The organism is Shewanella decolorationis S12, from assembly GCF_000485795.1.
GTDB classification, from domain to species: Bacteria; Pseudomonadota; Gammaproteobacteria; order Enterobacterales; family Shewanellaceae; genus Shewanella; species Shewanella decolorationis.
Genome location: NZ_AXZL01000068.1, coordinates 122,424 through 137,483 on the forward strand (window position 1 = coordinate 122,424; position 15,060 = coordinate 137,483).

The 15,060-nt window shown below is 50.2% G+C and carries 11 protein-coding genes and 1 pseudogene; 7 read left to right on the forward strand and 5 right to left on the reverse strand.

Going from position 1 to position 15,060, the window contains the following annotated elements; all coding sequences use genetic code 11:
• Positions 1–119: 119 nt before the first annotated feature.
• The 5 genes and pseudogenes from SHD_RS12435 to SHD_RS12455 form a co-directional block, all read right to left on the reverse strand.
• A pseudogene (locus SHD_RS12435) lies at positions 120–1,184 on the reverse strand (transposase).
• A 136-nt stretch (positions 1,185–1,320) separates the two neighbouring features.
• On the reverse strand, positions 1,321–1,698 hold the full coding sequence (locus SHD_RS12440; RefSeq protein WP_011717637.1) for a DP-EP family protein: 378 nt from the start codon (positions 1,696–1,698) through the stop codon (positions 1,321–1,323).
• A gap of 36 nt (positions 1,699–1,734) precedes the next feature.
• Entirely contained in the window at positions 1,735–4,926 is a 3,192-nt protein-coding gene (locus SHD_RS12445) for an nSTAND1 domain-containing NTPase (protein WP_023267439.1), read from the reverse strand.
• A gap of 393 nt (positions 4,927–5,319) precedes the next feature.
• Positions 5,320–6,651: a DUF4785 domain-containing protein gene (locus SHD_RS12450; protein WP_023267440.1), complete on the reverse strand. Its 1,332-nt coding sequence runs from the start codon at positions 6,649–6,651 to the stop codon at positions 5,320–5,322.
• A gap of 10 nt (positions 6,652–6,661) precedes the next feature.
• Positions 6,662–7,519 carry a lipase family protein gene (locus SHD_RS12455; protein WP_023267441.1) on the reverse strand — a complete coding sequence of 286 codons (858 nt, stop codon included), beginning with the start codon at positions 7,517–7,519 and terminating at the stop codon, positions 6,662–6,664.
• Positions 7,520–8,019: 500 nt separating this feature from the next.
• Between SHD_RS12455 and SHD_RS12460 the strand changes: the two genes are divergently transcribed.
• The 7 genes from SHD_RS12460 to SHD_RS12490 all read left to right on the forward strand — a co-directional run bounded on the left by SHD_RS12460 (position 8,020) and on the right by SHD_RS12490 (position 14,981).
• Positions 8,020–8,367: a hypothetical protein gene (locus SHD_RS12460; RefSeq protein ID WP_023267442.1), complete on the forward strand. Its 348-nt coding sequence runs from the start codon at positions 8,020–8,022 to the stop codon at positions 8,365–8,367.
• A 170-nt stretch (positions 8,368–8,537) separates the two neighbouring features.
• A complete protein-coding gene (locus SHD_RS12465) occupies positions 8,538–9,236 on the forward strand; it encodes a TetR/AcrR family transcriptional regulator (protein ID WP_039978301.1) in 699 nt (232 codons plus the stop codon).
• A complete protein-coding gene (locus SHD_RS12470; RefSeq protein ID WP_039978303.1) occupies positions 9,236–10,249 on the forward strand; it encodes an HlyD family secretion protein in 1,014 nt (337 codons plus the stop codon). The genes SHD_RS12465 and SHD_RS12470 overlap by 1 nt, the downstream gene beginning before the upstream one ends.
• A gap of 95 nt (positions 10,250–10,344) precedes the next feature.
• Positions 10,345–11,286: an ABC transporter ATP-binding protein gene (locus SHD_RS12475; RefSeq protein WP_052031023.1), complete on the forward strand. Its 942-nt coding sequence runs from the start codon at positions 10,345–10,347 to the stop codon at positions 11,284–11,286.
• A complete protein-coding gene (locus tag SHD_RS12480; RefSeq protein WP_023267447.1) occupies positions 11,276–12,397 on the forward strand; it encodes an ABC transporter permease in 1,122 nt (373 codons plus the stop codon). The genes SHD_RS12475 and SHD_RS12480 overlap by 11 nt, the downstream gene beginning before the upstream one ends.
• A gap of 237 nt (positions 12,398–12,634) precedes the next feature.
• Positions 12,635–13,921, forward strand: coding sequence for an acetyl-CoA hydrolase/transferase family protein (locus SHD_RS12485; protein WP_023267448.1), 1,287 nt, complete (start codon positions 12,635–12,637; stop codon positions 13,919–13,921).
• Positions 13,922–14,150: 229 nt separating this feature from the next.
• Entirely contained in the window at positions 14,151–14,981 is an 831-nt protein-coding gene (locus SHD_RS12490; RefSeq protein ID WP_023267449.1) for an SseB family protein, read from the forward strand.
• Positions 14,982–15,060: the final 79 nt, after the last annotated feature.

Below are 15,060 nucleotides of genomic sequence, written 5' to 3' on the forward strand. Positions count from 1 at the left end.
TTTGTCTGCGATTAGGAGCGTGGTTAGCTGGGGGCTTGCTTACATCTCACAAAATTTGGGTTAAATAGCCCCTAATCTGAGGCCTCAAGATTGAGTCGTATACTTGTTATTGGGTCAATTTAATGCAATGTAAGTCCATTAGTTTGCTCGGGATGTAGTGCTTGGCTATGGGATTTTCCTCGACACCATTTGCCACCTTGCTTGTGTTTAAATGCACACATTGCATCCCATCGACCGCTTATGCCACTGAACTGCCGGCGAAACTCCTTGGCTAAAAGTAACCAGGCATCGGATGCTATGCCTAATTCATTAAGTAACTTAGGTCGCTGATTATCAATAAAGCCCTTTTTATCATGGCGGATAGCGCGGCCGGTCCAATCGATAAGCTCCAGATAATCGGCAAAATGAAAGGGGATGCCCGTTTGCTGATGGAGATGCGTTGCACCATCAAATTTTACGAGGGGTTTATGTGGTAATGGCTGAGTGTTATCTACAGGGGGTTGGGTTGACAGTGGTGTGACGCTGTTAGATGAAAGCGCATTCAGGCGCTCTTGAATCGATGTAAAATCAGAGGATTGCAAAGAGTCGGCAATGCCAGCTCGAATAGGATTTAAATCCACGTACATCATGCAGGCTAGTAAGGCTTGTTCATCGAGCAAAGCTTGGGATTTAAAACGACCTTCCCAGAAGGCGCCTTTGCACTCATCTTCTCGATTGGCTTTACGGGCAATCTCTTCATTTAGGCATCGCACCTCTTCTTTAAATCAAAGGCAAGATATGCTGGATAAGCGTTCATGCCATTCGACAATTAAGGCATCGAGTAACATGCGTTCTCCGTCGATTAATGCATCACCATTCATATACTTAGTGGCAATGGCATGGCCTTTAGTGATTTGGCACCAGCGACTGATAATATCTTTTTGCGTTAACGATTTAGCCTTCTCGATGTCAATTTTAAGCACTAAATGATAGTGATTGCTCATCACCGCATAAGCGCAAATATCAATACAAAATATTGCAGACAAGGCTTTGATTTTATGAACAATCCAGCCACGTCGATGCTCATAACTGCGCCCTGAGAGTTTATCCTCACCACACAAAAAAGCCCTTCTGACACAGCGATTAATCACATGATAGAAGGGGGTTGTATTGGCATCGATAAGCATTCTTCTGGCCGAGGTCATCACTCGCTCCAAACAGACAAGGTGAAGATAATCTAAAGACTAGTAGAAGAGGGGACAAAGCACAAAAAGACATGGCTGTCCCCACTTATTTAGGAAGGGGAAAAGGGGACTGCTCAGCAGTCCCTTTCAACAAAGATTAGTTTTGTGGGCGGTTAGTAATTTCAGGATCAGGACTTAATACCAACAGAGTATTGGTGGTATTGCTCAGTACAAATTGGAACTTAGTGTTTCCTGGGGTTCTATCGAGGTCAACAAGTTGCACTAACATACCATCGCTGCTAATGGTCACTGCATCGACAATTTCATCAAACGGAGTAACAAAACCCACACCGACAAATTTTAAGCCTTTACCGGTTTGGTCATTGAGTAAATAGGTTACAGTTCCAGCTTGAGTGATGGTGACATCACCTGGGCACTGCTGACCGTTTGCATCGGTATAGATAAATACAGGTTCACCATTTTCTAGGGTGACATTGACTTTAATAAATTGAGCAAGACCTTGTGGTACGAACATGTTTATTTCCTTTCATTGTGTTGTTATAGAATAGCGTCATTGTGCATGTGTACAATTAATAGAACGCTCAAATAAGAGTTTATACTTTGGTTCTTTATTTAATTCCATTAGTTTTTTAATGCGTTCATTTGCTTTGTGGCAAAATGAATTAGTAATTTCAATAGGGTATTCGTTGTTCTCAGAAATTAGTAACTCACTTTCTGCTAAATTGAGTTCGAAAGCCATATTTTGCGAAAAATTCTTTGATAATGTTAGATACGACTCGTATGCTTTTTCTGCGTAAGTTTTGGCATCTTTATATTTTCCAGAGTTCATGAGGAAATAAGATGACGATAAGTAAAAGTTAGCCCATACCTCAGACTTTTTTTGAGTTTCATTAAGATTTTTATCTGCAGACATCGAAGCTTCAAGTACGCTAATTTTGTTCTCTGGAGTTTGCTCAGTTGAAGAGTTACTTAATCTGATTACTTGGAAAACAGAGTAATATCTCAATGTTTTCCATATGTCATTTTGGGGATCTTGCCTTAGTATTTCTTCAACAGTTGATAGGTTTAACTTTGCTTGATTAAGAGCTTCATCTTTATGTTCAGTATAACTAAGCAAATCTGCGAGAGTTTGGTAGCTTCCACTTAGTTTTTCTAGCAAATAAGGACTTTTAATATGATTACCTAGCTCTAATTCTTGTTGCAGCTCTTTATGGATGGATATTGCTGTGTTTATGTCTCCCAAAGACACTGCCGTACTCGCTAACCAAGAACGTGCATTGGCCACATCGGCAATCAGTTGGCTATCTTCGGGGGCTTTGGCCAGTGCCAAGAGCTTTAATCGTAATGATTCCTCAAAATCTTGCTGTGCCTTGGCAAAGTCCTGTTGCTTCATCGACACTGAGCCCAAGGTGTTATGGGCATAGGACAGCTCCATCAGCGCATCTTTATCCTCTGGCGCTAGGGCATACATGGTTTGGCTATAGCCTAAATACTGCTCGAAGAAGGGGCGCGATGCCGCCCAATCACTTACATCATATTTAAGCTGACCCAACCAAAAGGCATTGGCGCCTAAGGTTTTTAGCAGGGCTAAGTTTTCGGGCTGCAATTCGAGCAGCGGCAGCATTTTTTCCTGTGCGGCGAGTAGGGCGCTGCGGGCCTCATCGATTTTATTACGTGAATAGGCGACTTCGCCCATGGCCTCTAAGGTTTGCCCATGCTGGAAGCGGGCGTCGAAGCTTAAGTACTTCTCATCGTCTTGGCTGGAGAAATCCGTGAAATATTCCAATGCCTTATTGCTGATCCCGTCGAGTAAGTCCATCCGGCCGATGCCGCGCATTTTATCGGCGAAGTCACCCACCATAAACCCGAGCAGATCTTCGGCGGCGAGGCGTTTTTGCTGGGCCAGCTTTTCGGCTTCGATACTGCGAACGCTCATAATGACTGAGGTTAAGGTGAGTACGCACAGCAGGGCGACGGTAATGCGCCTCGTCCAGCGCAGCATAGTGGCGCGTTTGCTGGAGGCGGCAATAAAGTCGGTTTCCCGCTCGTCTAAGTCAAACAAGGGGTTTTGCCTAAGGCTTTGGGCCTCTTTTAAGGGTTTACCCTCGGCCAGCAAATAGGCGCTGTGTTTGGCTTCGCTGAGCCAGCGCTGGGATAAATGCTGTAGTCGGCTCTTAATGCTAAGGCTGTCATTATGTTCGCTGATCCACGCTGTCGCCCTTGGCCAGCGGCGCAGCAGGGCTTCGTGGGCGATGCTAAAACAGGGCTCACCATTTTGCAGATGGGACACAAATAAGCGGCTATCGACCATGGCTTGCACTAGGGCGGTTTCGGCCGCGCTTTGCAACTGCGACCAGCGTGCAGTGCGGCTGGTGATGGATTTTTCATCCTCACGCAGGGTGACTAACAGGGATAAAATCCGTGGCAGACTGGCTTTTTCGGCCTCGGTTAAATGGGAGATGGCCTGCTCGGCATTTTTACCGATAGCGCCTTCGATGCCGCCCAAGGTGCGATATACAGAGACCAATAGTTTGTCATCGTCGCTGCGTTGTAAATACAGCGCCTGCAAGGTGTATTGCAGCATAGGCAGCGCATCTGGGTTGCTGGCGGCATCGCTACAGAGCATTTCATCGAGCGGCATGGCGGTGTCGCTATCGATTTCCCAGGTCAAATTGGCGGCAACGGCTGGCAGGCGGATCATCTGCAACAGCTCGGTGCGAGTGGGCGGCGCTAAGTCGAAATGGGCGCCGCGCGCTTTGCCCGCCATCAGGCTGGGATAATTGACTAGCTGCGGATAAAAGTCGTTACGACAGGCACTTAGAATCAACACCGCATGGGAAGTGGCAAGGCGCTCTAACAGCTCGATAAAGGCGCTGCGCTCGGTGTTACTAAACAGCGGCGATGATAATAAGACCTCTAATCGGTCGATAAATAAGGCAAAGCGTGGTGTAGCATAAGCCTGATTTTTAAGGCTTTGTTTACATTTATCGACAATGCTTTGTGGATCTTGCTCAAGCTTGGCGGCAAGCGAGTCTGCGCTCATTCCCTCAAAGACTGGGCTGTCGTTTAGCTCCCAGTCGAGCATGGCGCTGGCCAAATCGGTGAGCAGTTGTCCTTTGCTGACATCGGCAAAATCGAGGCTGCTGTAGGCCACAACCCCAACGCCATTAAAGCCATTGGCGGCCATAAGGTTAGGTAATACACCGGCATTGATTAAGGAGGATTTACCGCTACCACTCGGGCCTAAAATTAAGCAGAAGGCACGGCCAAACTGGATTTGTTGGCTAATACGATTTAGCAGCGTGCTAATTTGCTCGCTGCGACCGAAGAACACGTCGGCATAGTTGGCACTGTAGGCTTGCAGGCCCGGAAATGGCGAGCCGCCTTGCCAGGTTTGTGGCGTGGCGCTGGCCTCGTGGCCAACCGGAAAGCGAACCTCGGCTAAGGTGCGATAGCCACGTTTGCGAATGGTCTCAATGTAACGGGATTCGGTGGCGCTATCGCCAAGTGCGCGACGTAACTGGTTGATAATCTTGTGCAGTGGATTGTCGCCCGTGTCGACCCCTGGCCAGCAATGGCTAACAATTTCGTCGCTGCTGACTACTTCACCGGCGTTCTGGCAGAGAAACAACAATACATCCATTGCCTTAGGTTCAAGTTGTTTAACTTGTTTACCAAGGAGCAGGCTGTTGGCGCTGGGATTGACTTGCCATTCACCAAAAAAAAATGTGCTGTCACTCATAGGATTTCCATTGCTTGAGCATCGACTAAGGCGGGGGAATCGCGGTGCCATTAGCCATTGTTATTTTTATATTCCATTTGCATATGTTGCTATGGGGTGTTGCGTCAAAAGATTGGCATTATGCCTAGACTCCTTGTTATTTAAAAGCAGTAAGCTTTTATAATCAATGTAAATTTTATCTTGAAATTGTGACAGCATTTTGTACTGATACCCATGTGTTGTCACAGGGTTGGGGGATTGCGCGATAATTGCACTTTTACTTGGGTAAACGCTTTGCTTGGCTGCATTAACTCGGATGACGGGTAAAAAAAAGAGTGCCCAAGGCGGGCACTCAAAGCGGTTGGGAAGGGAGAAGTGAAAAATGAAAAGTGAATTAGCGGCTAAACACAGTCGTTAGCGGCTAAGCACCAGCGCGTTAGCCTGAAAACTTAACCGTGCCATTTGCCCTTGGTCTTGCAGCTCTAGCTCGTTGAGTTCAAAGGGCGGTTGTAGACCGGAGGCTTGGATAAGTTTGGGGTCAAACATCAGCTTGAGTTTGGGGGATTCGGGCGTTAACCAAGTTGCCGCTTGGGTACGCATGATCGCCACTTTTTGGCCCTCGGCATTGGTGCCCGTGAGCACGCCACTCAAACCAAAGCGTCCCGCCTCGGCGACAGTTAGCTCAAAGTTGACTTGATTCGGCACGCCTTTGTCCCACACTGTCAGCACTTCTGGCTTGATGCTGGCCGAGTTCACATAGGACTTAAAGGCGGTTTTCACCGTACGCTGCACTGGGCGGCCATCGACCTGAGTCTGGACTGTGACTTCGATTTCACTCAGCCCCGCATTGCTGTTGGCAAGGGGCAAGTCCGCGGGCACTAAAGCCTGCCATTCATCCCCCTGTTTCACCATGGTCAGCGCTTGCTCTGTGCCATCGGCTTGCTTGAGTTTGGCCTGAGGCGCAAATTGATTATTGCTTTGGCTTAAGGCGAGTTTTACCCCAAGCGTTTGGGCATCGGCTGCAATTGCGCTGGGCGCCTTGATGCTCAGTTGATAGGGCGAGCCTTTTTCCTTCACGTTGACCAGATAGTTGGCCTTAGCGACCAAGGGCTGACTGACTTGTAGGCGATATTCTCCGGCCGTGGCCTTTTCAGACATTTGCAGCGCGCTGGAGTCATCGGCGAGTCCTGCGCTGGCTAAGGCGTCGGCGCTTACCAGCGACTTAACTAAAGATTCCGTTGCTTGCGGGCTGCTGGCGTTTTTTCCCTGCGGCGTGTTGCCTATCCGCTGAATTTGCACCCGCTCAGGGGCGACCGCCTCGGCATGCATCAAGGCGCCGCTGCTGATATCGCCGCGGGGCGCTATTCGCACTAAGCTGCCCGCTTGGCTCAAGTTAAGCTGAACGCCAGCATTTAGCTCGGCGCCGGTGACATTAAGCCAATACTCATCACTCTGGCTTGCCTGCTCAAGCACGGGCTGACTGGCTTGGTATTCGCCATAGAGCGGGGTGATAAAGCTGACATAATCGGTACTGGTATTAATCGGCGCGAGGGTTGGCGCGGCGATATTGATATCGACAAGATCGCTATCCGTTGGCGCTGATAAGGTTAAGCCCTTGGCATACATTGGGCTGGCTTCTTTTTGTGGCTCAGGCGTGGTCGATTCATCCTGACAGGCACCGAGCAGGCCAGCTAAGATGACCAAGCTGACCGCTTTGCTTAAGGTGCGGAGTGTAAAAGGTGGCATAGTGGGCTCCTTAAATATGGTTGCGGATCAGCGTGTCTAAGTTAAAACAGGCACGGCGACTCTGCTGATGGCTTAAGGGTTCTTTGCCCCGAGTTTTTTGTTTATCGGTAAACCAGACTGTGCCTGCGGCTTTTTGGGAGCTGCAATTTAAGAAGCCGTCGGAGCAGCTATCGAGCCAGTTTTGGGTAGTCTCGAGGGCGACCTGATATTGATAGCCTGCGCAGTAGCTGTCGCTGTCCCAAATGGCGGAATCCACATCTGAGCCGACAACCACCTCGAAGGGTTTACCTAAACTCGGGCGACCGGCGGTGCCGTGGAGCCAAGTGTTATTGTAGTTTGCCATCCAGCCGACTTGCTGCTGTTTGACCGCATTACTGCCATAACCTAAGAGCCAGCCTAGGGTGGTTTCAAACACATTGCCCTGATTGACCGCATCGGCCAGCGGCGTGCCGCCACTTGATGGTGCAAGGGCGATGACTCTAGAGGTGGCGTTGATCACCGCAGGATAGCGGCTGTCCCAGGTGGGGTTGGATAAAATCCAGCGCACCACATTACCGCCATTGGAGTGGGTGAGCAGGATTAGATCATCAATATTCTTCGCTTGGATAAAGCTATTGAGCTGAGTGGCGAGGCAACCCGCAGCTGCTTCTTCCCACATATATTGGTCAAAGTCGCAGTTAATCACGGTGTAATTATTGGGAACGGGGATCCCTTGGCGCACCGAGTTAACAAATTCCGATGTCCAATAGTCGGCTAACGCATTGGTTTGTTTTCCGGTTCCGTGGACAAAGGCGATACCTGTTGCGGCAAAAACCGCGGGGCTGACAACTAACAGGCCCAAGAGCATTAAGGTGTTTTTTATCTTCATGGGTGTTTCTCATCTCTTAGTGATAGAGCACGGCCTTGCAGTCCATTGCTAACGACCATTGAGTGTCGGGTGAATGGCGTTAAGTCGCAGCGTTCGGCATGGCAATCGTTTGTCAGGTTTAAATCAATACGGCGAAACCTTGGGAATGGAAGCCTAAAACACATCACCGCTTTGGCTTTAGCATCGGCGGTTAAACTGGCCCGACTTCCACTCTGGGTTATTAACCTAGCTGCAACATTTTCTGCTGGCAAGCAAAAATTCACTATACAATTTAATGACATAGCGACAATCTTTTGACTGTGTTTTAATAGGGAGCAGGGACACGCTAATTATTTGATCAGTAAACGCTAATAAAACGCATGGCGTATTAAGCTGTTTAAATTTGCCTAAAGCTGTGGGAAATTATTTTTATTAACACTGATAGGCTAATCAGTTTATTGTTCTGTATATCAAGATGTTTACACTTTCAGGAGGCACTTTTGGCGATAACACAACAGGAAATGAGCCGCTGTTTAACCGAGCTGCATTGCCGCAGCAATTTTTCGGTGAAGAGCATTACCGAATATATGTTGCCAGAGACTAAGGAAGCTTTTTATCTGCATATGGAGGGCAAAACCGCGCAACTGATTATCCGCCCGGCCTTTGAGGTATTTTCCAGCGAACTGGCCACCTTAGCGGGCGTTCATGCCAAGTATGATTATTACCATAATGCGGAAATGACGCGATTCCCCAAGCGCTTACATAAAAGCCTTAACGAAACCCACTACGGATTGGCGTTTAGTTTCGATACCCTTGAAGCTGTGCAGCAATTTATCGCACGTTTAAGCGCCATAGTGAAAGGGACTTAGGACTTCATTAATAATACCAGCCTTAAAAACGGTTTAACCCTCTGATATCTTAGGCTTAAGCCCTTTAGGTTAATTTCCTCAGTTTTAATCAAAATGAGGAATTTAACTGCTGCCTTTTCAAGCAGCTTTTCAGTATATTCCTCAATAGATGAATTTTGCTGGAGAGGCTTATGTCGCTGATCTCTCGTCGCCCAAGAGGTGTGGTTCCCTTTGCCGCCCAACCTGGGCAGTCCATGACTGCGGGTCGCCCGAAAGGCAACTCTGATGCGCGCCAACGGCTGATTGCGGCTGCGGTGACGCTCTTTAGTGAACGCAGTTATCCCACCGTTTCTACCCGTGAAATTGCCCGTGAAGCCGAGGTGGATGCCGCGCTTATCCGCTATTACTTTGGCTCTAAGGCTGGCTTATTTGAGCAGATGGTGCGGGAAACTCTCGCACCTGTAATTGCGCGTTTGCGTGAAATCTCCAGCGCTCAAGCACCCAATGATATAGGCGAATTGATGCAAACCTATTATCGGGTGATGGCACCTAATCCCGGATTACCCCGATTAATCGTGCGTGTGTTGCAGGAAGGTGATGGCACCGAGGCCTATCGGATCATGTTGTCGGTGTTTGAGCAAATTCTGTCCCTCTCGCGCCAATGGGTCGAGTCGGGATTAGTAAACGCTGGATTACTCAAAGAAGGGCTAGATCCCAATTTAGTGCGCCTGAGTTTTATCAGTTTGATGGTGTTTCCGCTGATCGCGCCCCCCGTTTTAATGCGTCAGTTTGGTCTGTTTAGTGCCAATGCTGCGGATTTACAACGTTTAGCACTGCACAATATGCAGGTGTTTACCCAGGGTGTATTACGTGAACCTAGGAGTGAATGATGATATTAACCAATAGGTTAACAGTGATGTCGGTTATGGCGCGGCGACTTTCTCCCCAAAGATGGGGCAAGTTGGTGACGAGTCTATTGGGCGCGGCATTGTTGCTGCAATTGACGGCCTGCGGCGATGAATCGCCCCGCGTGCTGGGCACAGTCGAGCGCGACAGGTTAACCCTCACCGCGCCCGTGGGGGAGCTGATCAACCGGATTAATGTGGTCGAAGGCCAGCAAGTGCAGGCGGGGGAGGTGTTGCTCGAGCTGGATAGCACAGCCGCTAAGGCGCGCCTTGGACAGCGTCAGGCCGAGCTTAAGCAAGCGCAGGCCAAGTTGGAAGAAGCCGTGACGGGTGCCCGCTCGGAAGATATAGATAAAGCCCGTGCCGCCCTTGACGGTGCCAATGCCAGTGTGAAAGAGGCGCAGCAGAATTTTGAGCGCACGCAGCGGTTATTTAAGACTAAGGTGCTTAGCCAAGCGGACTTAGATGCGGCGCGCGCGGCGCGTGATACCAGCCTTGCCAAGCAGGCCGAAGCCGAGCAGAGCCTAAGACTGCTACAAAACGGCACCCGTAGCGAGCAACTCGAACAAGCCAGAGCCGCAGTCGAGGCGGCCATGGCTAGCGTGGCGCAGGAGCAAAAGGCCCTTAAGGATTTAAGCCTAGTAGCGGCAAGACCCGCAGTAGTGGATACCTTACCTTGGCGGGTGGGCGATAGGGTGGCCGCAGGCAGTCAACTCATTGGTTTATTAGCAATTGAGCATCCCTATGTGCGGGTGTATCTGCCAGCAACTTGGCTCGATAGGGTTAAGGCGGGGAGCCAAGTGAAGATCTTGGTCGATGGCCGCGCGCAGCCTATTGCTGGCACAGTGCGTAATATTCGCAGTCAACCGGCTTACACTCCTTTTTATGCCTTAAATGAACGCGATAGGGCGAGATTGATGTATCTCACCGATATCGATATTGCGCCAGAGGGGCAGGATTTACCCACGGGAATGGCCCTTGAGGTACAGCTGCCATGAGTGCTCAACAGGTTTCAGCAGGGGGATTAGTCGCTGGGACATCAGCGGCAGAAACATCAAGCACGGCTTCTGAGTTTGCTATCGAAACCCGCGGTATGACCCGTGCTTTTGGCGGCATCAATGCGGTCGAGGATCTTGATTTGGCGATCCCCAAGGGCACCATTTATGGGTTTTTAGGCCCCAATGGCTGCGGCAAATCCACCTCCATTCGAATGTTGACTGGGTTGCTTAGCCCAACCTCGGGGGATATTCGGGTGTTGGGGGAAACCTTGCCCGGCGCCGAGGAAAAACTGCGCCGCCGCATTGGCTATATGACGCAAAAATTCTCCCTCTACGACAACCTGTCGGTGCGGGAAAATCTCGAGTTTGTGGCGCAAATTTATGGGTTAAATCGTCGCCAAACCAAGGCGCGTTTAGCCGAGTTATTAAGCCTGTACGATTTGGCGGGGCGCGAGAAGCAAATGGCGGGCTCCATGAGCGGCGGGCAAAAACAGCGTTTGGCCTTAGCTGCCGCAACCTTACATCATCCCGAGCTGTTATTTCTCGATGAGCCGACGTCGGCGGTCGATCCTGAAAATCGCCGCGAGTTTTGGGAGCGGCTGTTCGATCTCTGCGCCCAAGGCACCACGATTTTAGTCTCGACCCACTATATGGATGAGGCCGAGCGTTGCCATGGTCTGGCGATTTTAGAGCGCGGGATAAAACGTGCCGACGGCTCGCCGCAACAATTAATGGCGGCCATGGGCGCGCGGGTCGTTGAAGTGTCGGGTGAGGATTTACGTAAGCTTAAACAGTCGCTTATCAGCGACGCCAACGTGTTATCGGCGGCGCAGATTGGCAGTCGTTTACGGGTATTAGTGCAAAGTTCGATTGCAGATCCGCTGGCCTGGTTAAGCCCAAGGGTCGCGGGGCGGGCACTGACCGAAGTGCGCCCCAGCCTTGAGGATGTGTTTGTCACCTGCACGGGCGGGCGTGCCCAGCTAATGCCGCCAAACGGCAGTCAGGCCACTACAGAGGAGGCCCAAGATGCTACGTAGAATTTGGGCGGTTGTGGTCAAAGAACTCAGGCAGTTATCGCGGGATCGCATGACCTTCGGCATGATAGTGATGATCCCCTTAGTGCAGTTAATGCTGTTTGGTTATGCCATCAACACCGATGCGCGCCATTTGCCCGCAGGTTTAGTGAACTTAAGCGATTCAGCTTATAGCCGCGCCTTGGTTAAGGCAGTAGAAGCGACTCAAGTCGTTGATTTTAAAAATCGCTATTTGAGCGCCGCCGAGGCGGAAGCAGCCATCACTCGGGGCGAAGTGAAAGCTGTGTTGTATTTAGGCGCCGATCTCGAGGAGCGTTTAGTGCGGCATCCCGCCTTTGCGGGACAGGCCTATTTTGCCGAGCCTGTGGGGCAATGGTTGGTGGATGGCTCGGATACTGTGGTTGCCTCCACCATTCGCAGTTTAAGGCAAATGCCACTGGATGAGATTGCAGGCAGGGCGGTCAAATCGAATCCCCCCAGTTTTGAGGTAGTGCAGTATTTTAACCCTGAGCAGCGTTCGGTGGTGAATATCGTCCCCGGCCTCTTAGGGGTCATTTTGACTATGACCATGGTGATGTTTACCTCGGCCGCAATTGTGCGTGAGCGAGAGCAGGGCAATATGGAGTTTTTAATCACTACGCCAGTGAGGCCGCTCGAGCTAATGCTAGGTAAAATCACGCCTTATGTATTAGTGGGCTTTGTGCAATTGGCCATTATTCTTACCGCAGGACATTTACTGTTTGCCGTGCCGATTCGTGGCGGCTTAGACTCGATTGCGCTGGCAGCTATGCTGTTTATCTGCGCCAGTTTGACCTTAGGCCTAGTGATTTCGACCATAGCGAAAACCCAGTTGCAGTCGATGCAGATGACGGTGTTTATCCTGCTGCCGTCGATTCTGTTGTCGGGCTTTATGTTTCCCTACGAGGCCATGCCCGTGGCGGCACAGTGGATTGCCGAGGCGTTACCCGCGACGCACTTTATGCGCATGTCCCGCGCGATTGTGTTGAGGGATGCCCAGGTGAGTGACTTGCAATTTGATGCGTTGTGGATGATTGGCTTTACCTGTTTAGGGCTGCTGGTGGCCAGTCTGCGATTCTCCAAACGTTTGGATTAAGGCTCTCGCTTTGGGCGCGAGTTTTGACTTAACGCAAAGTATTGGTAAAGAATCGGACTAAGTCGTTGAAATGGATGTTAGTTACTTTAGAACTCGCTTACACTGCTGCTATTAAAATGTTCCTTTGCGGTATTGGCTTTGTACATTCCTTGGGGGAGTGGAGATGCAAAGCGTGTGGCGCATCCTCGCCACAACATGCGCAAAGGAATGGGGATCAGCTAAGCGAAGGAATTCTGTATGCCTGCGATTGTGTGTCAAAGTGCCCTTGAAGCGGTATCGCTCATTCAAAGTGGCGAAACCCTGTGGACCCATTCCATGGGGGCGACCCCCAGAGTCTTATTAGATGCGCTGGCAACACATGCGCTCACCCTTGAAAATCTCACCTTATTACAGCTACATACCGAAGGGGCTGAGTCCTTAAGTCATCCCGATTTGCGTGGTCATCTGCGCCATCGCTGTTTCTTCGGCGGGGTGCCGACTCGGCCATTATTGCAAAGTGGTGATGCGGATTACGTGCCGATTTTCCTCTCGGAAGTGCCTAAGTTATTTCGCTCCGGCGAGCAAAAAATTGATACCGCGATTATCCAAGTGTCGCCGCCCGATAAACACGGCATGTGTTCCTTAGGGATTTCGGTGGAAGCCACCTTAGCAGCATGCCAAGTGGCGGGTAAAATCATCGCCCATATCAATCCGCAAATGCCCCGCACCCACGGCGATGGTTTTATTCATATCGACCGTTTTGCCGCCGTGTATGAACAGAGCGCGAGTTTGCCCATCCATGCCTTTGCCACCGGCGATGCCGTGAGTTTGGCAATAGGTAAAAATGTGGCCGAGTTAGTGCGCGATGGCGATTGTTTGCAGATGGGCATTGGCGCGATTCCCGATGCGGTGTTGTCTTGTCTGACCGAACACAAAGACTTAGGTGTGCATACCGAGCTATTTTCCGACGGGATTTTGCAGCTGGTCGAAAAGGGTGTGATTAACAACAGCAAGAAACGTTTTTACCCCGGAAAACTGGTCACAGGTTTCGCCTTAGGTAGCCAGAAGTTATACGACTATGTGGATGATAATCCAGCGGTCATTTTTATGGATATTGAGCAGGTGAACGATACTGCGATCATTCGTAAAAACCCCAATGTAATGGCGATTAACTCGGCGCTGCAGGTCGATCTTTCGGGCCAAGTTTGCGCCGATTCGATAGGCACTAAGATTTATTCGGGTGTTGGCGGGCAGATGGACTTTATTCGTGGCGCGGGGTTATCCGAAGGCGGCCGCTCAGTGATTGCCTTGCCAAGTACCGCCTCGGGCGGCAAGATTTCCCGCATTGCTCCTGTGTTATCGCCGGGTGCAGGGGTGGTAACGACCCGTGCCCATGTGCATTACATAGTGACCGAGTATGGCGCGGCAAACCTGCGTGGTCGCTCCCTGCGCGAGCGGGCACAGGCCTTGATCAATATCGCTCATCCGGTTTTTCGTGAGCGACTGTGCCGCGATGCCTTCGAGGTATGGGGATTAAGTCTGTAACCTTATCAATCAGTTACTCCTGAGTGCCGAGTTTGTGACTGCGCAGACTCGGTACAGTGCTAAGTCCTGCTTTGATTCTAATTGTGGGATGTTTTGCTCGATTCGACGCCCCCAATGTTTTACTATGCCCACGCGATTTAATCAGGTCAGTGTGAATCGAATGGCTAAAAATTATTTTTAACTCTTTGATAATAAAGGACTGAACCGCTTAATAACAGGAAGTTTGCCAATGTTGTACACCCTAGAAGCGACAACCCCACTCGAACAAAGTTTTGTCAAAGCTCTCCAAGACAATCTCTATGCGGCCGAGTTTTATCAACAACTTAGCCAATCAACCCTCTTTATCTTGAGTGAGAGTAGCACTGAGGCGCCCGAGGCGGGTGAAGGTGCGATGGCTATCGGTATCACCCAGTGGTATGTCCCCCTCGAGGATGGTAATGATCATCCCTTTACGCCGATTTTCACATCTCAAACCGCCGTCGATAAGGCCATCGAACTGATGAAGAGCGAAGGCACTGCGCACCATGGGGTGATGACGCTCGATGCCGAGACGCTGTTCCAAGTGCTGCTGCAATCGGGGAGCGATATGGCGCTGAATCCTAACAGCAATATGTCGAAATCCTTGGACGCACACGAAGTACGTTTGATGTTGTCATCGCAGCTTGAGTTGGTTGAGCACAGGGGCGCACTCTCGTTATTTGGCACTATCGAGCCCCATGAGTATCCCCATTTCGCTCAGCTCAAAGGGTTATTGTCGAACTATAAAACCGTCGAGAAGGCCTATCTGCTGGAATCGTCACGCTTGGACTTTATTCGTAGTACTTCGGACCATGCCTTAAGCCTAGTGATCCGGTTACCCGCTGAAAACTCAGAGGATATTAATCGTATTCGTGGCGATGTGAAGTTGCTCGAGCGTCAACAGGGGCAGGACAGCTGGCCTATCAAAGTACATCATTTACATGGCGACAGCGTCGAGCCAATCGCTGCATTTTGCCAAGCCAAGGGGGTGCCTTTTTACAGCCGCTCACTACTGACTAGTATCAAAGGCTGGTTTAAATAAGCTGTTTTAAGGATAAGAGCATGGCGTTGCCGCTTTGTGCGATGAGTGCTCCTTCTGCTTCGCAAATAAATCGACCTAG